Annotated in this window: 20 protein-coding genes and 2 riboswitches; of the genes, 8 read left to right on the top strand and 12 right to left on the bottom strand. The window is 73.6% G+C overall.

The window, feature by feature from the left end:
* Positions 1–86 precede the first annotated feature (86 nt).
* From QSK10_RS19695 to QSK10_RS19675, 5 genes are all read left to right on the top strand, one after another.
* The gene (locus QSK10_RS19695; protein ID WP_285664324.1) at positions 87–551 is read left to right on the top strand and encodes a bifunctional nuclease family protein; all 465 of its coding nucleotides are present in this window, start codon (positions 87–89) and stop codon (positions 549–551) included.
* A 209-nt stretch (positions 552–760) separates the two neighbouring features.
* Positions 761–1,252, top strand: a complete 492-nt coding sequence (locus tag QSK10_RS19690; RefSeq protein ID WP_285664487.1) for a MerR family transcriptional regulator — start codon at positions 761–763, stop codon at positions 1,250–1,252.
* A gap of 2 nt (positions 1,253–1,254) precedes the next feature.
* A complete protein-coding gene (locus QSK10_RS19685) occupies positions 1,255–1,833 on the top strand; it encodes an HhH-GPD-type base excision DNA repair protein (protein ID WP_285664323.1) in 579 nt (192 codons plus the stop codon).
* Positions 1,834–1,973: 140 nt separating this feature from the next.
* A riboswitch (glycine riboswitch) is annotated at positions 1,974–2,065 on the top strand.
* Positions 2,066–2,156, top strand: a riboswitch (glycine riboswitch). It abuts the riboswitch before it with no gap.
* Positions 2,157–2,202: 46 nt separating this feature from the next.
* Complete coding sequence (gene gcvP, locus QSK10_RS19680) at positions 2,203–5,058, top strand: aminomethyl-transferring glycine dehydrogenase (protein WP_285664322.1); 2,856 nt, start codon at positions 2,203–2,205, stop codon at positions 5,056–5,058.
* A 447-nt stretch (positions 5,059–5,505) separates the two neighbouring features.
* A complete protein-coding gene (locus QSK10_RS19675; protein ID WP_285664321.1) occupies positions 5,506–5,760 on the top strand; it encodes a hypothetical protein in 255 nt (84 codons plus the stop codon).
* 88 nt (positions 5,761–5,848) lie between these two features.
* On the opposite strand, the gene QSK10_RS19670 is transcribed toward QSK10_RS19675, so the two are convergent.
* The gene (locus QSK10_RS19670; RefSeq protein WP_285664320.1) at positions 5,849–6,352 is read right to left on the bottom strand and encodes a hypothetical protein; all 504 of its coding nucleotides are present in this window, start codon (positions 6,350–6,352) and stop codon (positions 5,849–5,851) included.
* Positions 6,353–6,387: 35 nt separating this feature from the next.
* The gene (locus QSK10_RS19665; RefSeq protein ID WP_285664319.1) at positions 6,388–7,545 is read right to left on the bottom strand and encodes a chorismate-binding protein; all 1,158 of its coding nucleotides are present in this window, start codon (positions 7,543–7,545) and stop codon (positions 6,388–6,390) included.
* A 129-nt stretch (positions 7,546–7,674) separates the two neighbouring features.
* Between QSK10_RS19665 and QSK10_RS19660 the strand changes: the two genes are divergently transcribed.
* Positions 7,675–7,875, top strand: coding sequence for a DUF5999 family protein (locus tag QSK10_RS19660; protein ID WP_285664318.1), 201 nt, complete (start codon positions 7,675–7,677; stop codon positions 7,873–7,875).
* 112 nt (positions 7,876–7,987) lie between these two features.
* Here the strand turns inward: QSK10_RS19660 and QSK10_RS19655 are convergent, their stop codons facing one another.
* From QSK10_RS19655 to QSK10_RS19610, 10 genes are all read right to left on the bottom strand, one after another.
* Positions 7,988–9,781 carry a substrate-binding and VWA domain-containing protein gene (locus QSK10_RS19655; RefSeq protein ID WP_285664317.1) on the bottom strand — a complete coding sequence of 598 codons (1,794 nt, stop codon included), beginning with the start codon at positions 9,779–9,781 and terminating at the stop codon, positions 7,988–7,990.
* Between the two features lie 124 nt (positions 9,782–9,905).
* Positions 9,906–11,099 carry an alanine racemase gene (locus QSK10_RS19650; RefSeq protein WP_285664316.1) on the bottom strand — a complete coding sequence of 398 codons (1,194 nt, stop codon included), beginning with the start codon at positions 11,097–11,099 and terminating at the stop codon, positions 9,906–9,908.
* Entirely contained in the window at positions 11,096–12,736 is a 1,641-nt protein-coding gene (locus tag QSK10_RS19645; protein ID WP_285664315.1) for an IucA/IucC family protein, read from the bottom strand. Before QSK10_RS19645 ends, QSK10_RS19650 begins: the two co-directional genes overlap by 4 nt.
* On the bottom strand, positions 12,733–14,091 hold the full coding sequence (locus QSK10_RS19640) for an IucA/IucC family protein (RefSeq protein WP_285664314.1): 1,359 nt from the start codon (positions 14,089–14,091) through the stop codon (positions 12,733–12,735). Before QSK10_RS19640 ends, QSK10_RS19645 begins: the two co-directional genes overlap by 4 nt.
* A gap of 179 nt (positions 14,092–14,270) precedes the next feature.
* Positions 14,271–15,548, bottom strand: a complete 1,278-nt coding sequence (locus tag QSK10_RS19635) for a J domain-containing protein (RefSeq protein ID WP_285664312.1) — start codon at positions 15,546–15,548, stop codon at positions 14,271–14,273.
* Positions 15,549–15,693: 145 nt separating this feature from the next.
* The gene (locus tag QSK10_RS19630) at positions 15,694–16,092 is read right to left on the bottom strand and encodes a hypothetical protein (RefSeq protein WP_285664311.1); all 399 of its coding nucleotides are present in this window, start codon (positions 16,090–16,092) and stop codon (positions 15,694–15,696) included.
* 24 nt (positions 16,093–16,116) lie between these two features.
* On the bottom strand, positions 16,117–16,752 hold the full coding sequence (locus QSK10_RS19625) for a hypothetical protein (RefSeq protein WP_285664310.1): 636 nt from the start codon (positions 16,750–16,752) through the stop codon (positions 16,117–16,119).
* Between the two features lie 3 nt (positions 16,753–16,755).
* A complete protein-coding gene (locus tag QSK10_RS19620) occupies positions 16,756–18,669 on the bottom strand; it encodes a dynamin family protein (protein ID WP_285664309.1) in 1,914 nt (637 codons plus the stop codon).
* On the bottom strand, positions 18,669–19,235 hold the full coding sequence (locus tag QSK10_RS19615) for a nucleotide exchange factor GrpE (protein WP_285664308.1): 567 nt from the start codon (positions 19,233–19,235) through the stop codon (positions 18,669–18,671). Before QSK10_RS19615 ends, QSK10_RS19620 begins: the two co-directional genes overlap by 1 nt.
* Before the next feature lie 42 nt (positions 19,236–19,277).
* Positions 19,278–20,726 (bottom strand): dynamin family protein, encoded by a 1,449-nt coding sequence (locus tag QSK10_RS19610; RefSeq protein WP_285664307.1) that lies wholly within the window; start codon positions 20,724–20,726, stop codon positions 19,278–19,280.
* Positions 20,727–21,099: 373 nt separating this feature from the next.
* On the opposite strand from QSK10_RS19610, the gene QSK10_RS19605 reads away from it, so the two are divergent.
* Both QSK10_RS19605 and QSK10_RS19600 read left to right on the top strand, forming a co-directional pair.
* Complete coding sequence (locus QSK10_RS19605) at positions 21,100–23,607, top strand: helix-turn-helix transcriptional regulator (RefSeq protein ID WP_285664306.1); 2,508 nt, start codon at positions 21,100–21,102, stop codon at positions 23,605–23,607.
* Positions 23,604–24,137 carry a LuxR family transcriptional regulator gene (locus QSK10_RS19600; RefSeq protein ID WP_285664305.1) on the top strand — a complete coding sequence of 178 codons (534 nt, stop codon included), beginning with the start codon at positions 23,604–23,606 and terminating at the stop codon, positions 24,135–24,137. Before QSK10_RS19605 ends, QSK10_RS19600 begins: the two co-directional genes overlap by 4 nt.
* Positions 24,138–24,228 lie beyond the last annotated feature (91 nt).

The following is a 24,228-nucleotide window of genomic DNA, read 5'->3' as shown; positions in this document are numbered from 1 at the left end:
CGCACCGGCGGTCACCGCAGTCGGGTGCGTGTACCGTGCAAAGTGCGAAGCATTGGCCGTGTCCGACGGCGCGACGGAGGATTCTGGTGCGCGAACTGACCGTGGTGGGCGTCCGGGTCGAGCTGCCCAGCAACAACCCGATCGTCCTGCTCAAAGAGACCGACGGGGAGCGCTACCTGCCGATCTGGATCGGTGCCGTCGAGGCGACCGCCATCGCCTACCAGCAGCAGGGCATGACGCCACCGCGTCCGCTCACCCACGACCTCATGCGCGACGTCCTGGCCGCCCTCGACGTGACCCTGGAGGCCGTCGAGATCGTCGAGATCAAGGACAGCATCTTCTACGCCGAGCTCGTCTTCGAGGGCGGCGTGCGCGTGTCGGCCCGCTCCTCCGACGGCATCGCCCTGGCCCTGCGCACCGGCTCGCCCGTCCGCTGCACCGACGAGGTCATGGAGGAGTCGGGCATCGTCATCCCCGACGAGCAGGAGGACGAGGTGGAGAAGTTCCGCGAGTTCCTCGACCAGGTGAGCCCGGAGGACTTCGCGCCGTGACGGTTGCCCCGCCGCGTCCCGTTCGCGGCGTGTCGCGATCGCCGAATCCGTAACGGGTCCGGCGCGCGGGTATAGGGTCGGGCCTAGGGCTCCGGCCGTCAGGAACGGGGCCCGCAGCCGGGTCGCGCGAACATGGGGAGGTCGTTGTGGCCGAAAGGAGCGACCAGCTCGGTGCCGCCCCGCCGGCCGCCGGGCCGGACACCGAGGAGCTGACCGGATACCGGGGCCCGACGGCGTGCGCCGCGGCGGGCATCAGCTACCGCCAGCTCGACTACTGGGCGCGCACCGACCTCGTCGTGCCGTCCGTGCGCAGTGCCACCGGATCGGGCAGCCAGCGCCTGTACTCCTTCCGCGACATCGTCGTGCTGAAGGTCGTCAAGCGCCTCCTCGACGCCGGGGTCTCGCTGCAGAACATCCGCAAGGCCATCGACACCCTCCGCGCCCGCGGCGTGGAGGATCTCGCCGAGATCACCCTCATCTCCGACGGCACCACCGTCTACGAGTGCCGCTCACCCGAAGAGGTCGTCGACCTCCTCCAGGGCGGTCAGGGCGTCTTCGGCATCGCCATCTCCGGCGCCTTCAAGGAGATCCAGGGGTCCCTGGCCACGCTGCCCGCCGTCCGCGCGGGCGGCGAGGACACCGGCCAGCCGTCGATGATGGACGAGCTCGCGCTGCGCCGCGCCCGCCGCCAGGCGGTCTGAGCGTGGACCTGTGGCTCGCGCAGGACACCGCGTCCGACGCGCTCCTGGCCGCCGACCCGCTGGCGCTGCTCACCGGCATGCTCCTCGACCAGCAGATCCCCCTGGAAAAGGCCTTCAAGGGGCCGCGCCTGCTCGCCGACCGGCTGGGCGTGGACCGCCTCGACGCCGAGGCCGTCGCCGCCCACGACCCGGAGGACTTCGCGCGCCTGTTCGCCGAGGTCCCCGCGATCCACCGCTTCCCCGGCTCCATGGCCGAACGCACCCAGAAACTGGCCCGCGCCATCGCCGACGACTACGACGGCGACGCCTCGGCGGTCTGGACGGGCGCGGCCGACGGCAAGGACCTCCTGAAGCGCCTGGGCGCGCTGCCGGGCTTCGGCAAGCAGAAGGCGCAGATCTTCGTGGCCCTGCTCGGCAAGCAGTTCGGCGTGACCCCCGAGGGCTGGCGCGAGGCCGCCGGAGCCTATGGCGAGGACGGCTCGCGGCGCTCGGTCGCCGACATCACCGACGCGGGCAGCCTGGCCGAGGTCCGCGAGTTCAAGAAGAGGATGAAGGCCGAGGCGAAGGCCGCCAAGGGCTGAGCATTCACCGTCTCGGCGCCCGTCCGGGACCCGCCTCACCGGCCCACCTCCCTTAACGCGGGTTGGTGCGTTCGACACATTGAGATGCGTCACGGGACGCCTGTTGATCGCCCGCTGGTACCGTTGCCCACGCAAGCCGGTAACCCCGAGCGGGAGAGTCCGTCCACGTGACGGCGCCGAAGGAGCAAACCCTCCCCGGAACCTCTCAGGCATCCAGGACCGCTCGGGCTGGCACCTCTGGAGAGCAGACGGCGTATCCGTCTCACCGAAGGGGCAAGCTCCTCGTGGGCGAAGCTCTCAGGTTCCACGACAGAGGGGGAGGACCGCCGCGGGTGAGGGCCCGCGCCGTACCTCCACCGGAGACAAGGCATGACCCACCGGTCCAACGATGACCGCGCGCCCGAGGCCACGCCGTTCGTACGGCGGCATGTCGGGCCGTCCCCCGACGACCAGCGGCGGATGCTCGAAACAGTCGGCTACGACGGCACCGACGAGCTCCTGCGCGCCGCGATCCCCGAGGTCATCCACGCCGTGGACGGCCTCAACCTGCGCCCGGCGGCCACCGAGACCGAGGTGATCGCCGAACTGCGCTCCCTGGCCGCCCAGAACCGCCGGATGCGCCAGATGATCGGCCTCGGCTACCACGGCACCGACACCCCCGCCGTGATCCGCCGCAACGTGCTGGAGAGCCCGGCCTGGTACACGGCCTACACGCCCTACCAGCCCGAGATCAGCCAGGGCCGCCTGGAGGCCCTGCTCAACTTCCAGACCGTCGTCACCGACCTCACCGGCCTCGACGTGGCCGGGGCGTCCCTGCTGGACGAGGCCACCGCCGCCGCCGAGGCCATGACCCTGGCTCGCCGCGCCGGGCGCAGCAAGTCCGCGGTGTTCGCCGTGGACGCCGACGTCCTGCCGCAGACCATCGCGGTCCTGCGGACCCGCGCCGTCCCGCTCGGCATCGACGTGGTCGTCGCCGACCTCACCGACCCGGCGAACCTGCCCGGGGACTACTTCGGCGTCCTCCTCCAGTACCCGGGCGCCTCCGGCCGCGTCGTCGACCACACCGCCGTGATCGAGGCCGCCCACGCCAAGGGCGCCCTCGCCGCCGTCGCCGCCGACCTGCTGTCGCTGACGCTCCTCAAGCCGCCCGGCGAGATGGGCGCCGACATCGCCGTCGGCTCCGCGCAGCGCTTCGGCGTCCCGATCGGCTTCGGCGGCCCCCACGCCGGCTACATGGCCGTCCGCAAGGGCGTCGAGCGCCAGATGCCCGGCCGTCTCGTGGGCGTGTCCAAGGACGCCGACGGGCACCGCGCCTACCGCCTCGCCCTCCAGACCCGCGAGCAGCACATCCGCCGCGAGAAGGCCACCAGCAACATCTGCACCGCGCAGGTCCTGCTCGCCGTCATCGCCGCCTGCTACGCCGTCTACCACGGCCCCGACGGCCTCAAGGCCATCGCGAGCCGCGTCCACGGCCGCGCCGCGCTGCTGGCCGCCGGGCTCCGCCAGAGCGGCATCGCCATCGCCCACGCCGAGTTCTTCGACACCGTGACCGCCGTCGTCCCCGGCCGCGCCGCCGAGGTCGTCGCGGCCGCCGCCGACCTGGGCGTCAACCTGCGCCTGGCCGACGCCGACCACGTCGGCATCGCCTGCGACGAGACCACCACCCTCGGCGACCTCATGTCGGTGTGGCGGGCCTTCGGCGCCGACGACTCCGCCGGTTCGGGACTGGGCACCGCCGACGCGCTGCCCAGCGCGCTGCTGCGCGACTCGGAGTACCTGACCCACCCGGTGTTCCACACCCACCGCTCCGAGACCTCGATGCTGCGGTACCTGCGCTCGCTGTCCGACAAGGACTACGCGCTGGACCGGGGCATGATCCCGCTCGGCTCGTGCACGATGAAGCTGAACGCGACCACTGAGATGGAGCCCATCTCCTGGCCCGACTTCACCGACATCCACCCCTTCGCGCCCACCGACCAGACCCGCGGCTACCAGCAGCTCATCGGCGACCTGGAGCAGTGGCTGTCCGAGGTCACCGGCTACGACGCCGTCAGCCTCCAGCCGAACGCCGGTTCGCAGGGCGAGTTCGCCGGTCTCCTGGCCATCCACGCCTACCACGCCTCGCGCGGTGAGACCCACCGCGACATCTGCCTGATCCCGTCCTCGGCGCACGGCACCAACGCCGCCAGCGCCGTCATGGCCGGGATGCGCGTGGTCGTCGTGGCCTGCGACGACGACGGCAACATCGACCTCGCCGACCTCGACCGCAAGATCGAGGCCAACGCCGCGAACCTGTCGGCGATCATGGTGACCTACCCGTCCACGCACGGCGTGTACGAGACGGCCATCTCCGAGGTCTGCGCGAAGGTCCACGAGGCCGGCGGCCAGGTCTACGTCGACGGCGCCAACCTGAACGCGCTGCTCGGCTTCGCCAAGCCCGGCAAGTTCGGCGCCGACGTGTCGCACCTGAACCTGCACAAGACCTTCTGCATCCCCCACGGCGGCGGCGGCCCCGGCATCGGCCCGGTGGCGGTCCGCGCCCACCTCGCCGAGTTCCTGCCCGGCCACCCCCTGGAGGGCGGCAAGGTCGGCCCCGTGTCGGCCGCCCCCTACGGCTCCGCCGGGATCCTGCCGATCCCGTGGGTGTACCTGCGCCTCATGGGCGGCCCCGGCCTCACCGAGGCGACCGCGGTGGCCGTCCTGGCGGCCAACTACGTGGCCGCCCGCCTCGCGCCGCACTACCCCGTCCTCTACACCGGCAACAAGGGCCTGGTCGCGCACGAGTGCATCCTCGACCTGCGCCAGATCACCAAGGACACCGGCGTCAGCGTCGACGACGTGGCCAAGCGCCTCATCGACTACGGCTTCCACGCGCCCACCATGTCCTTCCCCGTGGCCGGCACCCTCATGGTGGAGCCGACCGAGTCGGAGGACCTCACCGAACTCGACCGCTTCATCGACGCCATGATCAGCATCAAGGCCGAGATCGACCGCGTCGGCTCCGGCGAGTGGCCCGTGGACGACAACCCGCTGGCCAACGCCCCCCACACGGCCGAAATGGTCACCGGCGACGAGTGGCCCCATCCCTACACCCGCAGCCTGGCGGCCTACCCGTCCGGCCGCGGCGTCACGAAGTACTGGGCCCCCGTCCGCCGCATCGACGGCGCGTACGGCGACCGCAACCTGGCCTGCTCCTGCCCGCCGCCGGAGGCGTTCGGAGAGTAGTCCCGCAGACCTTATTCGACGGTCAGGAACGGCCCCGCCGCACTTCCCCCGGAGCGGCGGGGCCGTTTCGCGCCTATGAGAGGGGACCACCGGACGGGGTCATGGCGGTGAAGCCGTGTTCGAGGCGGCAGGCGACCACCCGCCAGGTGGACTCGCGCGGCTCGGCGGACACGACCCGGCCGGCGAGTTCGGGTGGGAGGAACTCGCCGAGCTAGTCCAGGTGGTCGTGATGCGGCCCCGGTCCCACGGTCACCGGAAGCCAGACGGCGGGCCCGGCGGTCCAGGCCCGGCGATGAACGCGGCCCAGCCGGTTGGATCGATCCTCCGGAGGGGGCCGGTGATGGTCGTCGGCTGCGCGACCGCATCACGGGGGACCGGCGTGGCGGCGGGCCGCGACCCCGCCTGGACGATCGCGAGATCGCGCACCACGGAGCCGTGCGAGAGGGCGTGGAGGTCGAGCTCACCCGCCGTTCACGAGCGCAGACCGCAGTGGCCGACATGTCGAGCCGTCGCCGGCCCAGGCCGTCGGTGTCGACGAGGATGAGCGGCCCCGAACCGCGCGGCGGCGGGGTGATCGCCGACGGTGAGTGGGACGGTGCGAACGCCCGAAGCGCGCCGGGCCTCGATGCGGGCCGAGTGGACGGCGTCTTCGGCGGCCATGTCGAAGTCCGGAACGTCGCACGGCGCGAGCAGCCGGAGTAGGCCCGTGAGGGTGCCGGGGCCGGTGGCGGCGATCAGCGTGCGGTAGTCGGGCGGTACCGGCCCGGCGACGTCCCCGGCGGGCACCCGCTCACCATCGAGACGAGGGCGAAGGCACCGGAGGGGAACCGGGCGGGTGTCTCGGCGGGCAGAACCAGTGGCACGTCCGAGCGGCCGTACTCGCCGGTGAGGCGTACCGGCGGATGGCGGGGTGGGCGGGAAGGCCTCTCCCGAGCAGCAGGGTCATGGTGGCGGCGAAGCCGCGCCCATGGTGGCGCCACTCCTCGGGGTTCGGGCGCGCGGTGTCCCAGAACAGGTCCAGCCGGTTGCCCGAGGCCCAGTGGAGCAGGCCGCCGGGTTCGGGGTGGAACGCGTATGGGTACCGCCCCGGCTCGCGGTCGCGCCGGTTCCGCAGGCGGCCGTAATGGGTCTCGCCGCGTGACTCCGACTTCGCGTGGAACACCGCCAGGCGCCAGGCGTCCCACCCTCCGAGCCCGTGCCGGTCCACGAAGGCGCGGAAGTCGGCGGGGTAGGCGACCCCGGTGGCGGCCCAGTCGACGCGTCCGGTCGCCTCGAAGACTCTCTGAAGATCCACGGCGGGCTTCTACCACCCGCCCCCGGCAGCGCGCCCTACCCCGCCAGCAGCGCCTTCACCGGCGCCGCCTTCGCCGCCGCCTCGGCGACCTCCTCGTCGGGGTCGGAGCGCCAGGTGATGCCGCCGCCGGCCCACAGGTGCAGGTACTCGCCGTCGGCGGCGACGGTGCGGATGGTCAGTCCGAGGTCGAGGCGGCCTTCGGCGGTCAGGTAGCCGAGGGCGCCCATGGAGGGGCCGCGGCCGACGGGTTCGAGGGCGGCGATGGTGTCGAGGGCCGACAGTTTCGGGGTGCCGGTCACCGAGCCGCCGGGGCAGACCGCGCGCAGGACCGCCGCGAGGTCGACGCCGTCGGCGAGTTCGGCGGTGACGGTCGACTCGGCCTGCCAGAGGCCGCGCCAGCGGCGGATGCCGAAGAGCTCGGGGACCTCGATGGTGCCGGGGCGGGCGATGTGGGCGAGGTCGTTGCGTTCGAGGTCGACGATCATGACGTGCTCGGCGCGTTCCTTCACCGAGGCGAGGAGTTCGGCGCGGCCGGCCTGGGTGGCGGGGCGGGTGCCCTTGATGGGGCCGGTGGTGACGCGTCCGGCGGACACGGTGACGAGGCGTTCGGGCGACGAGGACGCCACTGCCCAGCCGTCTCCGGCGAGGCCTCCGGCGTAGCGGGCCTCGGGGAGGGTCGCCACGCGTCCGAGGGCCTCGCCGGGGTCGCCGGTGTAGCGGGCGCGGGTGTGCCCGACGAGGTTCACCTGGTACACGTCCCCGCGGCCTATGGCGGCCCGTACGGCGCGCACGGCCTCGGCGTGCTCCCCGCGGTCCCAGGACGGCCGCCAGGCCCCCAGCGAGAACCCTGGAGGGCCGGGCGGGCGGACTGTGGGCTCGCCGTGCTCGTAGACGACGACCGCGATGTCGGGGATGGCGGGCGCGGGGGTGGGTTTGCCGGGGGAGCCGCCGACCATGGCGGCGCCGGCGGCGGCCGACACCAGGAGGGCGGCGCCGCAGAGGGCCCCTGATCGGTCGTGGGGTGTGTGCGAATCCGTGAACGGTCCGGTGGCCAGACCGTGCTCGGAAAGGACCTGTGCCAGCAGATCCGCCGGATCGCCGCCGTCGCCGGACCGCCAGGACCAGGTGGTGCGCACACGCAGCCGGTCCCGGCAGGCCGAAGGTACCGCGGGCGGGTGGGCTGAGAGGGGCATGTTGATCATCTTTTCGGGCGACTCCCGGAAACGTGCCGGTATTGATGCGGAGATCTGTCGGAGTTGGGGTTAGTCTGGCTCACTGTTGATAGTGATCCACCCCACACGGTCGAAGAACCGGAGCCGACGATGTGTCAACACGAACCGTCCTGTCCGTCCGCGGATGCCACCGACCGGGAAGCGGCCCGCGTCCTGGTGAGTCACCCGGAACAGGGCTGGAGCCTGCTCTGCAACGGTGTGATCCTGTTCGAGGACACCGGTGAGCTCCTCCCGGACGGCTCCATGGTGAGCCCGCACCGGGGCCCGGCCCCGCACGCGACCGCGGCCTAGCCGCCTTAGAAGACGTCCCCCACCGGCCGAGCGGCAGCCGCGCGGCCGGTGTCGCGCGTTCGGGTAACGGACCGGGGACGCCGCCCCGGGTGAAGACTTAGCCAATCCCCGCCTACCGGCCGGTGAACAGGGCGTTCAGCAGCGCCTTGTTGATCTGATCGGGGTAGGTGGACGGGAAGTACTGCCCCTTGGTGGCCGCCGCGATGGCCTGCATGGCGTTCTCGTCGGCCTGCTGGCCGTAGCCGATGGTCACCACCGTCACCGGCTTGTTCGGGTCTCCCTTGGCGGTCAGTTCCCCGGTGAGCTTCTGCAGGTCCATGGTCCGGTTGGGCGAGGTGTCGGTGCCCGCCGTCAGCAGGACCACCATGTTCTTGGCGCCCTGCACGTAGTTGGCCTGCATGTGCTCGTAGGCGGCGAGGGTGGTGGCGTAGAGCCCGCTGGTGTCACCGGCGACGAGCGCGTCGATCTGCCCGTTCAGGCTGGTGCGGCGGTCCTTGGTCAGCTCGCCCATCTTCACCAGTTCCGCCCAGTCCTTGCCCTGGCCGTAGTCGGCGGAGAACTGCCACAGGCCCGCGTGGGACTTGTCGGCGAACATCCCCAGCGCGTTCTTCAGGGCCTGCCCGGCCACCGCCAGCAGCGTCGTGCTCTGCCCGTTCACCTTGACCTCGGCGCCCATCGGCTCGGAGGTGTCGACCACGAACAGCAGGTTCGTCACCCGGTTCAGCGCCGTCCAGGTCCGCACGGTGTTGGTGACGGCGTCGGCCAGCATCAGCGCGCGCGGCGGGGCCGCCACGGCGGGCTGGAGGCCGTTGGACTCGTTGAAGTCGCCGCCGGCGTTGCGGTTGGGGTCGCGGAACCCGTCGTGCTGGAAGACCGCGCGGCCCTCGTCGCCGCGCACGAACTCCAGGAACTGCCGGGCCGCCTCCTGCTTGACCGGCGTCGACCAGGGCGCGTTCAGCGTGAGGTACGGGTAGTCGGCGTCGGGGCTGCCATTGGACGGGTAGACCGCCACCAGGGGCTGCGCCGGGTTGGTGCGGTTGTAGCTGAGGACGTCGCGCTCCAGCGCCGGGAACGCCGAGACGTAGGCCAGCGCGGTCTGCTCGCCGTCGGCCTTGCGGAGCCCGGCGATGAGCTCGGTGGAGTCCTCGGAGTAGACGCTCAGGTTCTTCGTGAGGGTCACCACGTTGTCCAGCTCGTCGTCGGTGACTTCGCCGTTGTCGTCGCCGTCGATGATCGCCAGCAGCCCCAGCAGGCTCGCCGTGGACCGCAGCGGGTTGGCCATGCCGAGCTTGACCTTGCCCCAGTCGGCGTGCCCGAACGCCCCCCAGCCGTCGGCCGAGCCCGCCTTCTTCAGCAGCTCCGCCCAGGTGAGCTTGGCGTCGGGGACGCCCATGGCCGCCGCCATCACCTTCGGCATAGCGATGACCGTGCTGGACGTGGCCACCGAGGGCCGCAGCTCCGGCAGCATCTTCGCCGCGGAGTCCTTGTCCTCGGCCATCCGCGCCCACGCCGAGGCCTCCGGCACCCACACGTCGGGCTGCGCGCCGTCCAGCTTGGTGTTCCAGTCGGGGGACAGGGCCTGCTGCACGTCGGCGGAGTCCTTGTCCACGACGTCGACCGCGACGCACGTGCCCTCCACCTCGGGACCGGACTCGGCCCAGTCGCGCGCCAGGGTCCGCAGCGCGTTGCCCATCTCCTGCGAGGTGAGGAGGGTGAACCGCTGCTCCCCGTCGCAACCGGCCGTGATCAGGTAGGTGAACCCGGCCGTCACGAGCCCCAGCACGAGCGTGGTGACCGTGACCACGATGATCCAGGGGGCGAAGATCTTGCGCCGCTTCGTCCGCCGGGTGCCCTTGCCGCCGCGCCGGTGGGTGCGGACACTCGGGCCGGCTGCGCTGAAGGTCATGTGCGCGATTCTCCTACCACGGGAACGGGTGCTCCACCGGCCGGCGCGGTCGTTTCGGCGCGGGTGACGTCCCGTTCACCTTTGGTGAACAGGGGGTTTGCACGGACCGGCCTAGTGTAGGACCTCATCCGGACGACCCAGCATCCCCCGACTGGTCAACGACGACCCGCATTTCGGGATGTGGGTGGCTCAGGAAGTCATGGTGCGAAATCGCCCATCCGTAGGCGCCCGTACGCGCGAAGACCAGCACGTCACCGGCCCGCACGCGCTCCACCGGAAGGTCCCGGGCGAGGACGTCGCGGGGCGTGCAGAGCTCGCCGGTGACGTCCACTGTGGTCGATGACGCCTCGGGGCGCGGCCAGTCGTAGGGCCACGCCTCGACGGGCACGACGTGCGCGGGATGGCTGTACCCCCACGCCGCCGGGAGCCGGAAGTGGTGCGTCCCGCCGCGCACGACGGCGAAGGTGCGGCCGTGGTTGCGCTTGACGTCCAGGACCTCCGCCGCGTACCAGCCGGCCTCGCCCGCCAGGTACCGGCCGGGCTCGAAGACCAGGCCCCGCCCGTCCACCCGGCGCATCCGCGCGGCGAAGCGCGCGAGGTCGAAGTCGGACCTCCCGGCCGGGTCCACTCCGATACCGCCGCCGACATTGACGGTCCGGACGGCGGCGCCGAAGCGCCGGACGGCCCACCGCGCGAACCGCGTCGCGCCCACCACGAAGTCGGCGTGGGCGTCGGCGTCGAGATTGTTCGACATCGCGTGCAGGTGCCAGCCGGTCAGCTCCAGGCCGGGCAGGGACCGGACCAGGTCGATCGCCGGGCCCAGGTCGGCCACACCGATCCCGAACGGCGTCGGCGTCCCGGTCATCTTGTGGCTGCCGTGGGGGACGGCCGCCCGCCGGTTGACCCGGATCGCCACCGGCTGGACGCGCCCGTGCGCCCGCGCCAGCCGGTCCAGCCGCCGCGCCTCGTGGACGCTCTCCACGTTCACCGTGAGCGGGACCCCGGCGGTGACCGCGGCCGCCAGCTCGGCGTCGGTCTTGGCGGGCCCGCCGAACACGATCTGCCGCGCGCCCGCCTCCAGCGCCGCCGCCAGCTCGCCGCCGGAGGCGACCTCCAGGCCGTCGCAGTGCCGCGCGGCGGTGGCCACGACGCCCGGGTGCGGGTTGGCCTTCATCGCGTACAGCAGCGTCGCCCCGGACGGCAGGGCCGCGCGGGTGGCCGCCACGCGCGCGGCGAAGGCGTCCAGGTCGTAGACGTAGGCGCACACCGGCCGGGCCGCGCCGGCCAGGGACGCCAGGACGCGCTCGGGAACGCTCATCGGCCCTCCTCGCGCATCGGGTTGCGGACCGGCACGTAGTGGTCGCCGTCGCCGCGCACGCGCATGGTCAGCAGCGCCTTGTGCGGCAGCGTCGGGCCGAGGAAGAACTCCCGGTCCTCCGGCGCGGCGTGCTCGGCCACCGCCGCGGCGACCAGGCGCCACGACTCGCGCGTGGGCAGCCCGAACTCGGCGGCCAGCAGCCGCACGATCTCCCCGAGATGCGCCTGGAAGGCGGTGTAGGCGACCTTCGCGCGCATCGTGTCCAGCGACTCGGTCGCCACCACCGAGCCCGGGTAGAGGTCGAGGGCGTGCCCGGCGGCGGCCATGCGCGCCCCGTGCAGGCGCGCGCCGCCCCAGTCCCGGAACAGCATCCGCACGGGCGTGCCGCCCACGAAGACCGGCACGGAGTTCTGCAGGTGCGCCTCCAGCCCGACCCCCATCGCGGCCAGCCGCAGTACCGGCGGCACCACCAGGTCCACGTAGCGGGCCAGGAAGTCGGCCGGGTCGCCGTGCTCGGCGACCAGCTCGGCGAGCACGCTGCGCCCGCCGATCGGGGAACGCGCGTACAGCGCGCAGCCGGGCACCGGCAGCTCGCCCGGGCGGGTGTGGGAGCCGAAGCCCTCGCGCAGCACCGACGTCAGGTCGCGGGTGACGCCGCCCTCTCCGCGCACGCTGACCCCGGCGAGTTCGGGCAGGACGCCCACGCGCGCGGCCAGCAGCGGGTCGGCGGCGGCGATGCGGCCCAGCGCGGCCGAGACGGCCGGGCCGTTGTGCGCGGTGGCCGCCGAGATGGTGCGGCGGGTGGAGGTGATCTGCACGTCGAGGGCGCATTTGACCTGCCAGCGGCGGCCGTCGGTGCCGGGGGCGGTGACCAGGGTCCGCAGCGAGATCGTCGGCTCGGAGGGCAGGGACGCCCCGGGCAGCTCGCGGAGCGTCCCGTCGGCGAAGAGCCCGCCGTAGCGCTGCCGCACGACGTTCCCGTACTGCCAGGGGTGCACGGGGATGGCCGTCTCGCCCGGCCGCAGCCCTTCGGCGAGGGCCTTGTCGAGCTCCGGGTGGCCCTCCCGCAGCAGCGTCGCGGCGTCGGTGGGACCCGACAGGCGCAGCCGGTCGCTGCGCGCGGCCAGGAAGCGGATCGGCGCGCCGGGCCCCTCCAGGTCGTGGACGAGGAGGTCGGCGGTGTCCATGCCCAGCCGGGTGCGCGCGCACGGGTGCAGGTGGTGGCCGTGGACGGCGAGCCGCTCGAAGAACAGGCACGGCTCGAAGGCGGGCGAGACCGACAGCCGCCGCGCCAGCGCGATCGAGCTGCCCGCGCCGAGCTCGGCGGCCTTGGCGCGCAGCTCCTCGTCGGCGGCGGCCCGCCGGGCCAGGGCCAGCCCGAGGTTCGCGGCGGCGTCGGTGACCTCGGCGAGCACCGGCTCGCCGAGCCCGAGACGCTCCAGCAGCCCGGCGGTGGTGGCCTCGCGGCCGTCGACGCGGACGGGACCGGTGGGCTCGATCTGGTCGAAGTCGAGGTGGCGGGCGGTGAAGTCGAGGCCGGGGACGCCGTGTGTGCGCAGCCCGGCGACGTCCTCGCGCCAGGCGGCGGCCAGGACGCTGTCGCGGACGTGGGCGTGCGCGGCGGTCGCGTGGGTCATCGGTGCGCGGCCAGGGGGTTCGGCACGGGCGCCCAGACGGGTTCGAGCTGATCGGTGGCGAGACGCATGGAGGTGAGGGCCTTGACCGGGAGGGTGTCGGCGAACAGCGCCGCACGGAGGGTTTCGGGGAGCGCGAGCCGGTCGATGATCGCGGCGGCCGCGCGCCACAGCGCCGTGGCGGACAGATCGTACGTCGCGGCGAGGTCGCCGGCGAGGTCGAGCAGGACGGTGCCGAACAGCGATCCGAGGAGGGTGCGGTGGACCTCGTGGACGTCGTCGGTGCGCAGGTCGCCCTCGAAGCGGACGTGCCGGTGGTAGGAGGTGTGGACGCGGATGCCGCCGAAGTCGCGGTAGCGGACCTCGACGGGGATCCCGCCGCGCAGGGCCAGGACCAGGTTCTGGCCGTGGGCCTCCAGGCCGAAGCCCTGGGCCGCCAGCCGGAGCGGCTCGGGGAGCAGCACGGCGAGCAGGCGGTCCCACCACTCCACCGGTCCCAGCCCGGACAGCTCGACGGCCTCGGCCAGGAAGGAGCGGTGGTGCGGGGTCGGTGTGGTGAGGGCGCCCACGGGGATGGGCACCCGGCCGTACCCGAACACGGGGAGGTAGCGGGCCACCGGGGCGTGCCGGGCGATCGCCGACAGTTCCTTGCGGGGCTTGCAGTCGTCGTCGAGGACGCTGATGTACCCGTGCTCGTGCAGCGCGTAGAAGGTCTCGGTGCGGCTCAGGAACGCGCGCAGGGTCCGGCCATTGTGCTGGGAGGCGGGCGAGACCGTGCGCACCGCGCTGGTCATCTGGACGCCGATCGAGGTCTTCACGTGGACGTTGCGGCGCCAGGGCAGCGCGAAGGTGCGCAGGGACATGAGGGGCCGCGCGGGGAAGCGGGCCGTGACGGGGTCGGGCAGGTCGAGCTCGGCGGCGACGTGCTCGTACTGCCAAGGGTGCAGGGGGAGCAGGAGCCGTTTGCCGTCGCGGAAGGCCCACCCGTCCTCTTCGACCCGGTCCCGGGGCATCGGCACCCACACCAGGTCCACCTCCGGGCGGTGCTCGGGGGCGTAGGCGACCTGCTCGGCGGCGCTCATCCCGCGCCGGGTCCGTTTGAGGGGGTGCCGTGGGTGCCCGTCCACGATCGACTGCTCGAAGAAGACGAGCGGGTCGGGCTGCCCGAGGACCCATTCGAAGACGTTGCCCCGGATCTCGGGCCAGACGGCCTCGGCTCCCGCGCGGGACAGGGCCAGGTTCCAGGCGGACTCGGCCACGTCGGCGGTGAACTCGGCGGCGCGCGGGTTGTCACCGGCGATCGCGGCGGCGATCGCCACCGGGTCGGTCCCGGCGGCGTCCAGCAGGGAGGAGTCCACCGGGGGCAGGGACTCCCAGGTGACGGCCCTCTGCAGGGCGTCGGCGATCGTCGCGCGGGCGCCGGGCAGCGCGGCCTCGTGGGCGGCGCGCAGGTGCGCGGGCGCGAGGTCCGAAGTGGCCAGTGGAAACCATCCTCTATTAGGGAAGGCTCACCTTAACAACGGTGGCGCCGGGTGGGTCAGCGGACGCCGACGGTGTCTCTCACGCCACTGTGGTCGGCCGGGACGTCCACGATCGGGCCGGCCGCCAGCCGGTCCCGCAGACGCCGGATCGTCGGCAGGTGCAGCGTATAGGGCTCGGCGGCGAGCCAGCGGCCGATCTCGGCGGTGGCGTCGGGCGCGGTCAGGTGCCGGACGTCGCCGTGCGTGCGCGGGTGGTCCGGCGGCAGGTGCGACCACACCACGAACCCGCGCACCGCCACGTCCCCGAGCAGCTCGGCGATGTCCCCGACGACCGCCGGGAGGTTCTCCCAGCCGGTGTCGCGGGGCGTGCGCGGCTGCGGGTGGCTGATCAGCGCCACCCGGTTGCCGCAGGTGATCGTGTACTCCACGCGCAGGGCGCCCACGGGCACGCGGACGAACAGCCGCGCGGCCGGCAGCTGCGCCAGCAGCTCCCGCAGGACCGCGCCGGTGTGCCGGTCGGCGCGCGGCTTGGCCCCGGCCGGTCCGAACGCGTTGAACTCGCGGATCGCGGCGAGCGTCGCCGCGCGCAGCCGCAGCGCGGCCCGCAGGCGGCGCATCAGCAGCGGCAGGATCCCGACCCCGGCGGTGAACACCGCCAGCGTCAGCCCGCCCGGGCTCAGCCGCGAGGCCCACGCGACGCCGACGGCCGCCACCCCGCAGCCGACCGGCCCGACGCGGCTGGACCACGTCACGCCCGGCGTGATCCGGATGCTCCAGACCGCCGCGGTGATCAGCCCGACGAACAGGTACGGCACCACCGCGGTGCGGATCACCGCGTCCATGAACCCGCCCGGCCCGTCCAGCGCCGAGACCGCGCGGATCCCGGCCAGCAGGCCCGCCAGCAGCCACACCAGCACCGCCGCGCCCGCCACGACCGCGTGCCGCAGCGCCGACGGGCTGGTCCGCACCCGCCGGGTCGCCTTGATGTCGGCGTACCAGGGACGCGGCAGGACGTCGCCCTTGGACTCGGGGACCGGCGCGGGCGCGCGGCGGTCGACCCGCCAGCCGCGCACTCTGCGGCCCTTCGCGTGACGCCCCGAGCGCGGCTGCGGCAGCCACGCCGGACGCCGCCCGGTGCGCTCGGTGTCGTACTCCAGGCGCCGCTGCGGGTCGGTGAGCGTGCTGTAGGCCTCTTGGAGCGCGTGGAACTCGGCCGGAGCGCCACCGGCGTCCGGATGCACATCGCGGACCCGGCGCCGCCACGCGCGCCGGATCTCACTCACCGGCGCCTCGGGAGGGACGCCCAGGAGTTGGTAGTAGTCGGGTTCGGACACCCGAACCTCCACTGGGAGACGGTAGACGTGCGAAGACATCCGGAACTGTCTGATCGACGTCAGTTTCCACAATGCCGTGCGCTCGTGGGGATAGGCAAGCCGAACCGCGTAGTTATTACCGATCTGGCTGACGCACATTTGCCGGTCAGGACCCCCGGCGGTCCACACTGCGGGGTCCGGTGACCGACGCGCCGAGCGCCGTCACGCGCTGCCGCAGGCCCCGGTCGGCGGTCACCACGAGCACCGGGCGCCCACCGGCTTCGGCCACCAGGTCCACAATGGTGTCATCGCCGCTGCCCGGCGCCGACACCACCCGCACGGTGGGGGAGGACTCGACGCCGCGCGCCTTCCCCTCCACCACCAGGACCACGTCCAGTGGACCGCGCGCGGCCCACTCCGGCGCCTCGGCCACCCCCTCGGCGGCGAGCCCGGCGATCCGGTCCCGCAGGCGGGTGGCCGCGCCCAGCCGGTCGCGCCACCACCCGTCCGGTACCGAGCCGACGACGTTGGCGCCGTCCACGATGACCAGCGGTGTATCTCCCACACTGCCCCCCTGGTGAGAGTCGGTTCAGCGGCTCGGCGCCCACCAGCGCGCCAGCCCGGACGTCGCCGGGTCGGTGCTGCCGAGCAGCTCCGCCCACACGTCGCCGCCCGCCGGCGCCTCGGCGCCCGAGTAGTCGAGCAGATCGGCGACGTCCGGGGCGGCGTATTCGGGCTCACCGTCGTCCGGCGTGTCGTCGTCGAGGCCGCCCAGCAGGGACGGGTCGCTCCACGGCAGCCCGTCGACGGGCTCCGGCGGGTCCTCGAAGTCCAGCTCGGGCGGGAAGGCGTCCTGGCTCCAGTCCTCGGCGTCCACGAGGTCGTCGTGGTCGGGATCGGCGCCCAGGACCGGCTCCTCGGCCAGGTCCGGCGCGAACCACGGCGTCTCGTCGACCGGTTCGCCGACGTCGCGACCGGGGTCGGCCAGCGGGTCGTCGTCGAGACCGTCGACGCCGAGGTCGTCGCCGTCGTCGGGGAGATCGGTGTGGTCGGTGAGGTCGAGGCCGGCACCCGGCTCGTCATCGTCGCCGAGCTGGAGGTCGACGGTGTCGTCGAGCTCGCCGTGGTGGTAGGCGGACTCGTCGCCGGAGACGTCGTAGCCGTCCGCGCCGATGTCCTCCGGCTCGTAGGACGGTTCGCCGTCGGGCCAGGTGCCGTCGCTCATGACCTATCCCTTCGCCGCCGGTGCCGCCGGCAGGACCGCGCGGGTCTTGGCCAGCACCTCGTCGACCTGTTTGATCTTGACCGCCAGGGCCTCGCTCTTCTTCTGGAGGGCGGCCTTCTTCTTGCCGCGCGTCTCCTTGTCCTGCAGCAGCGCCTTCTCGGTGTCGGCGATCTGCTTGTCGAGCTGGTTGCCGCGCTTCTCCAGCGCCTCGTCGAGGGCGATGTTGAACACGTAGTCCAGTTCGGCGAAGCGGTGCTGGAGCTCGTCCATGAGGGACGCCCGGGTCTCCCCGAGGACCTCCTTGATCCAGACCCGCGCCTGCTGCCGGTCGCCCTGCACCTTGCGCTTGTAGAGCATGAACGCGCCGGCCGCCAGGCCGAGGCCGATGCCGACGACGGGAATCGCGATGGCCGCCGCGCCGCCGATGCCGAGCGCGCCCAGACCGGCGGTCGCGCCGCCCACGGCCAGGCGCCCGGCCATCATGCCGGTACCGGCGACGCCGGTGACGAGCATGAGGTTGTCGGCGTTGGTCTCGCGGCGGGGCTTGGCGCCCACGCCCATGCGCAGCTGCGCGTTGATGCGGCCGACGACCTGGTGCAGCTCCTCCTGCTCGAAGATCTGCGACAGGACGCGCTCGGCGAGGACCTTGAAGCGGTACTCCAGCTCCTGCGACAGCCGCACCGACAGGGCGTGCAGGGCCCGGTCGACTTCCTCGGGCATCTTCTTGATGTCGCCGCGGTCGGCCTTCTCGACCTTGTTCAGCAGCTCCTCCTGGAGCTTCTGGATGTAGGAGCGCAGGCGGCTGTTGGCCTCGACGCGGGCGCGCTGGATCTCGGTGCGCAGCGCCAGGTTGGTCTGCTTGGTCTCCGAGCGCTTCATGCCCATGACGCGCTTGCGGTCCTCTTTGAGCTTCTCGGCGAGGGACGGGTCGGGGTCGGCCGACTTCATGTCCTCGACGACGTTGATGCGCAGCCGGATGAACTCGCTGCGCAGGGCGCGCAGGATGTTCGTCTGCTGGAGCACGCCGCCGCGGCTGGCGAGCTTGATCAGGCCGTGCTGGAGCTCGCTGATGCGCGACTCGGTGACCAGCGCCTGCCGGGCGTCCGGCGGCATCTGGATCGCCATCTCGGCCAGGCGCGCCGAGACGGGGTAGAAGGGTGCCTGCGCGAAGCGGGGCGCGTGGGCCTGGAGGAGCGACTTGTTGTCCTCCATGATGGTCTTCCAGCCCGGGTAGGCGTCGATCTTCGTCATCGCGAACAGCACGAAGTTGACGCGCTTGCTGGCCTCCACCAGGAAGTCCAGCTCGGGCTTGGAGAACGGCGCCGAGGCGTCGACGACGAACAGCAGCGCGGTGGCGCGCTCGACGGCGTCGAGGGCGACCTCGGCGTGCGCCGGGTCGAGCCCGCCGACGCCGGGGGTGTCGACCAGGTGCAGGTACTTCAGCAGCGGCGCCGGGTGGGAGATCTCCAGGCGGCGCGGCGGGCGCATCCCCGGCGGCAGCTGCCCCAGGACGGTGCCCCAGTGCAGGATGTCGTGGAACTGGATGTCGGTGGGGACCTCGTTGCCGGGCACGAACGCGCGCACGCGCGGCGCGTCGGCGTGGATGAACTCCATGTACGCGCTGGTGGCGACCGCCGCGTCTACGGGGGACAGGCCCGGCACGCCCACCAGGGCGTTGGTCAGGGAGCTCTTGCCGCGCTTGGTCTCACCGACCACCACGATGCTGGGACGCCCGGTCTCCTTGCGGCGCAGGCCGTCGATGTCGTTGGCGGCGTCGGCGTCCAGCTTGCGCAGCGTCGCGAGGGTGTTGGCCACGGCGGTGCGGCACAGCTTGTCGACGGCGGCGACCGGGTCCGGCTTCGCGGCGCCCGGGGCGGGCGCGGCGGCGGGCTTCTGCTGTCCGGCGGGAGCGGTCATCAGGCCTCACGCCCCCGGAAGACGGTGACGACGGGCGCGCGCAGCAGCGTGCCCCGGTCGACGTAGCCGGGCACCTCGACGGCGGCGATCACGCCGACGCTCTGCTGGTCGGGCGCGGGGGTGTGCCCGCCGGCCTCGTGGTGCTGCGGGTCGAAGGCGACCCCGGTCGGGACCAGCGTCACCACGCCCACCTCGTGCAGGGTGGCGCCGATGCGGTCGGCGATCGCCTTGGAGTTGGTGCGGTCGCGGACGTACACGGCGGTGTTCACCAGCGTCGAGCGGTCGGCGCCGAGCTGGTCGACGTGCGCGGTCAGGTTGCGGATCGTCTCGGCCGACTCGGCGTCCACGGCCGCACTCTGCGTACCGGGGCGCTTGGTGGCGGCGATCAGCAGGACGACGAGGACGGCGCCGGTCAGCGCGGCGCCCCCGAATCCGGCGAGGGCGGGCACGACGGCGAAGGACTCGCCCTCGGCCGGGGTGGCGACCAGGCCGGTGGCGACACCGGTGAGCGCGGCGGCTATGGCGGTGACCGCCACCGCAATGAGCCGCAGGTGCGCTGTCGACATGTGATGCTCCTGTTTCCTGAAGGGGTTCGTCGTCGGTCGTCGCTAGTAGGCGGCGGAGCCGCTGAGTCGCTGGGCGAGCAGGTGGAAGCCCTTGTGCACGACGTGGGCCACCCGCGACTGCGCCGGGCTCGCGCCGCCGACGGCGTAGGCGCGCCACCGCGTCGCGGCCTCGATCGCGGCCTTGCGCTGCTGCTCATTGGGGGCCTCGGACAGGCCGAGGATCCAGCCGGGGTTCTCCGACAGCGCCAGCCGCGTCATCTCGGCCTCCATCGCCTCGGGCAGCTCCACCGCGCCGGTGGTCACCTGCTGCGCGACCTCCAGGAGCCGCAGCCGGTGGTAGGCGGGCTGCTGGACGACGCGCTCGATGGCGTCGCGCAGGAGCTCGCGGTCCTGCATGCGCTCGGCGGCACCGGCGATCTGCTCGATGCGGGCCAGCGCGCCACCGGCCTTGATGGCGTCGGTGCGCAGTGCGAACGCCTGGTCGAGGGTCTGCCGCAGCCGCGGGAAGCCCGAGGCGGCGAACAGCATCCGGACCAGGTCGCCGGTGGCCATCGTCGGGTTCGCCGACAGGTGCGCCACGGCGAAGTTGATGCCGTACAGGTCCAGCAGGCGCAGCAGCCGCTCGCGCTGCTCCTTGGACACCGAGCAGTCGCGGGACACGAACAGCCCGGCCGCCGCCAGCAGCACCTGCCGCTCCGAGCCCGGCAGCTGCGCCAGGGTCCGCAGCGCCTCGCAGTCCTGCGCGGTCAGCCGGCCCGCCTCGGTCGTCTCGGCCAGCAGGCCCACCACCGGCACCACGTCGGACACCACCCGGCGCATCACCTTCGCCTGGCTGCGCGACAGCGGCTCGGCCACCGGCCACGGGTCGCCGTTGGGAGTGGGCGCCAGCTTGTCGATCTTGTTGAACAGGCCCAGCGAGTTGATCGGGTTGCTCGACAGCCGCGAGGACATCGTCCTAAACGACTCCAGGACCTTCACGTCGTCCTCGCGCACCGACTGCGTGAACACGTAGACGATCGCGTCGGCGCCCGACAGCGCGCCCTTGGAGTCGTCGTCGAGGTCGTCGGCGACCGGCGCCTCGAACAGGAACTTGCGGGTCTCGTCCGAGATCGACTCGTTCGTCGAGGACAGACCCGGGGTGTCGACCACGGTCAGATCCCGCAGCCGGTCGGAGGTCAGCGTGACGTCGACGTAGGAGATCTGGTCGCGCGGCACCTGGAGCCGCTGCGGGATCATCCCCGCCTCGTCGAGGGGCAGCGAGTGGCGGGAGCCGTCGCGCCGTACCACGTCGACACGATCGGAGGTACCGTACCTGAACTGGGTGACGAGCCTGGTGCACTCGCCGACCTCGGTCGGCGCGACCCGGCGGCCGATGAGGGAGTTCACCAGCGTGGACTTCCCGGCCTTGAGCCGGCCCGCGATGGCCACCCGCAGAGGCTGGCTGATGCGGGCGCGGATGTCATTGAGCTGGGCGGCGGCGTTGCCGGCCACACGGGGACCGACTTCGGCGCACAGCTCGGCGACACGGCTAGAGAGAGGACCAGAATTCATCGAATGCCAACTCACCCGGTAGGACGCGACAGGGGGCTCGCGCACACCGGCCACAGCGCCACCGCGCTCGGGGGGACCGAACCCACCCCGGACGGCTGGGCGGCCACCGGTGTCGCACAACTGATCGTAACGGCGGTCGGCAAGTTGCCGTCACACCCGCCGTCGACAATCATGTTCTCTCGCCCTTTCCCCGCTCCCGCGACTGTCATGCACCAGACTCCGACCGCACGCCCGATGGCCTCTGGCCTCACACTACGAATATCCTGCCCGCGCAGGATCCCTGAATCGTGCCACCTTGCCGGGGAGGAGCACCGTGCCGCACGTACCAGGAGCCGACCAGACGGTTCTGGACCCGCCGTCCACGCAGCCCACCGAGGAGGGACGCCCGCCAATGACCGGCGATGACGACGCGGTGACCGCGGCCGTCGCCGCGCGGCTGGCCACGCCCGGCCTGGTGATCATCACCGGCGCGCCCGGGGCCGGGCGCACCACCATGCTCCGGCGCGTCGCCGCCGGCTACCGGGGACCGGTGCACGTCGGCGGGGGGCTGGCGATCCTGAACACCTCGCCCGGTCTCGCCCTCGCCCGCGCGGTCCGCGCCAAACTGCCCGTGGACGACATCGCGCTGTGCACCGAGGCGGTGCGCTCCCGCGTCCGCGGCGGGCTGCTCGTCATCGACGACCTCCAGTGGGCCGACCCGGTGACCCTCGCCGTCCTGCCGCTGCTGGCCGCCCACTGCCGCGTCGTGGCCGCCCTGCGCACGCCCCACCGGCTCCCCGAGGAGGCCATGGCGCGCCTGTCGGGCGCACTGCGCCTGCCCGCCCCCGCCCTCAGCGCCGAGCAGGCCGAAAACCTCGCCCAGGCCACCGCGCCGGGCCTGAGCCGCGTCACCGTCCGCTCCATCGCCGAGCGCTCCGGCGGCAACCCCCTCGCCGTCATCGCCCTCGCCCGCCACGCCCAGGCCAGCCCGGGCACCGACCCGGCCAAGGACGCCGAGGCCGACGGCGAACGCAACGTCGCCCACCACATCGCCACCGCCCTGGCCGACCTGCCCCGCCCCGCGCGCACCGCCATGGCCGCTCTGGGCCTGCTGGGACGCCCGGCCGCCACCCGCCTGCTCGGGCCCGGCGCGCCCGACCTCATCACCGCCGGGCTCGTCACCGAGACCGACGGCGTGGCCGCCCCGGCGTCCCCGTACGTCGCCGAGGTCGCCGCCGGGATGCTCTCCGGCGAGGAACGCGCCGGACTGCACCGCCGCCTGGCCGAACTCTCCGGCGACGACGCCCAGGCCGCCCGGCACCTCGCCGCCGCCGGTGACGACGCCGCCGCCCAGCAGCGCGCCCTCGTCGCCGCCAAGGCCGCCACCACCGCCGGTGAACGCGCCGACCTGCTGCTGCTCGCCTGCGGCCTGCCCGGCGCCGAACCCGCCCCCGCCGTCCGCCTCGCCGCGGCCCGCCTCGCGTTGACCGTCGGGCGTCCCCGCGCCGCCCTGCGCGCCCTCGGCGGCCACGAAGAAGGCGACGACGCCCTCCTCGCCCGCGCCGAAGCGCACGTCCACCTCGGCGAGACCGCCGCGGCCACCGGGGCCCTCGCGGGCCTGACCGAGCCCCACGCGCCCGCCGCCGACCGCATCGTCCTGCTCTCCGCCCTCGCCGGGCCCGGCGAGCACGCCGCCCTCGTCGCCGAGATCACCGCCCGCCACGGCGCCGAACCGGCCCACCCGGGCCTGCGGGCCGCGCTCGCCGCCGCCCACGCCCACGCTCGCCGTCCGGGCTGGGAGAGCGCTCTCGCGGGCGCCGCCGCCCTCGCCGGCAGCGCCGGGGACGACCTGTCGGCCCGTTGGAGCGCGTGGCTGCTGGTGGAGACCCTCGTCGCCGACGGCCGCCTCGGCGAGGCCGCCGTCGTCGCCCAGCGCGCCGCCGCCGCCTGCGCCGGGGACCTCGCCTACAGCTGGCAGACCCGCTTCCTGGCCGCCGAGCTGTGGTGCCGCGCCCTCCACGGCGACGGCCTCGACGAGGTCACCCAGCGCGCCGGGGACCTCATCGACCGCACCCTCCCCGCCGCCGCGCACGGCTACGCCGCCGCCGCCGCGGCCCTCGCCGACGCCGACACCGGCGCCCTGCGCGCCGCCCGGCACCGCCTCGCGGGCGTCCCCGCCGTCCCGCCCTCGGCCGCCGCGGTCGTGGAGTGGGTCGCGCGCGAGACCGCGTGGCTCGACAACCAGCCCGAACGCGCCGGAGCCGACGGCCACACCGCCGCCGTCCCCATCGTCGACGGGCTCGCCCGCATCACCGCCCAGTGGGCGGCCTTCGACGGCGCGCACGCCGCCGAATCCGAATCCGAGACCCCCTACCCCGACGCCGTCACCGCCACGCTCTCGGCGTGGCGCAGCGCGTCGGCGGAGGACTTCACCGCCGCGGCGGGCGCCTGGCAGGACCTGTCCCTGCGCGAGCGCGTCCGCTGCCTCCTCGCCGCCGGGCTGCACGCCACCAGCGCCGAGGACGCCACCCCGCCGCTCCTGGCGGCCGAGGAACTCGCCGACTCCTCCGGCCTCGTGGTCCTGGCCGGCCGCGCCCGCCGCGCGCTGCGCCGCCACCACGTCCGCCGCGACCGCCGAGGCGCCCGCGCCGGTGACGACCTCACCGACCGCGAGCGGGAGGTCCTGCGCCTGGTCGCCGAGGGAGAACCGACCCGCCGCATCGCCGGGCAGCTGGGCATCTCCGCCGAGACGGTGGAGACCCACATCCGCGCCGGAATGCGCAAACTCGGGGCCCGGACCCGCACCGAAGCGGCGGCCCGGGCGTTGAAGGTGATCGAATGAGCCAGATCCTCCCGCTGCACGTCGTCCCCACGGCCACCGACGCCACCGGCGTCCTGCGCCGTCTCGCGCGCGGCGGCTGGAAGACCCGCGAGGGCTTCGCGCTGCCCGAGCCCGCCTGGGACGTCAGTGCCCGCCAGCTGGTCCTCTTCGGCCGCGTCCCCGACCTGGACACCGCCAAGCTCGCCGTGTTCGCCGCCGCGCGCGGCGCCGGTGTCGTGGCCATCTGCGACCCGAAGGGCGAGGTCGGCCGCGCCCTCCGCGACGACCTCGCGCGCATCGGCCCCCTCGGCGCCGACGACGGCGAGCCCGCCGAGGAGTCCGGCGACTCGCCCATCACCGCCGAGCAGGCCGCCCTGCTGGCCCGCCTCGCCGACGGCGAGACGATCGCGGCGGCGGCCTCGGCGGAGTACCTGTCCCTGCGCACCGCCAACCGGCGCATCGCGGCGGCCCGCAAGGCCCTGGGCGTGGCGACGACGCGGGAGGCGGTCCTCGCCTACATCAGGCTGAAGAAGGAAGCCGGGGACGGCTAGCGCCGCCCACGGGGCCAGGGGCGCGCCGGTGGTCCCGCCGGGGCCCGGGCCGGTCCCGGGTCAGTCGCCCGGGATCCGCTCCCGGGGTTGT

It is taken from the genome of Actinorhabdospora filicis, from assembly GCF_030269765.1.
GTDB lineage: Bacteria > Actinomycetota > Actinomycetes > Mycobacteriales > Micromonosporaceae > Actinorhabdospora > Actinorhabdospora filicis.
The sequence above is the reverse complement of the archived record's forward strand: the minus strand, read 5'-3'. Positions and strand labels throughout refer to the sequence as shown.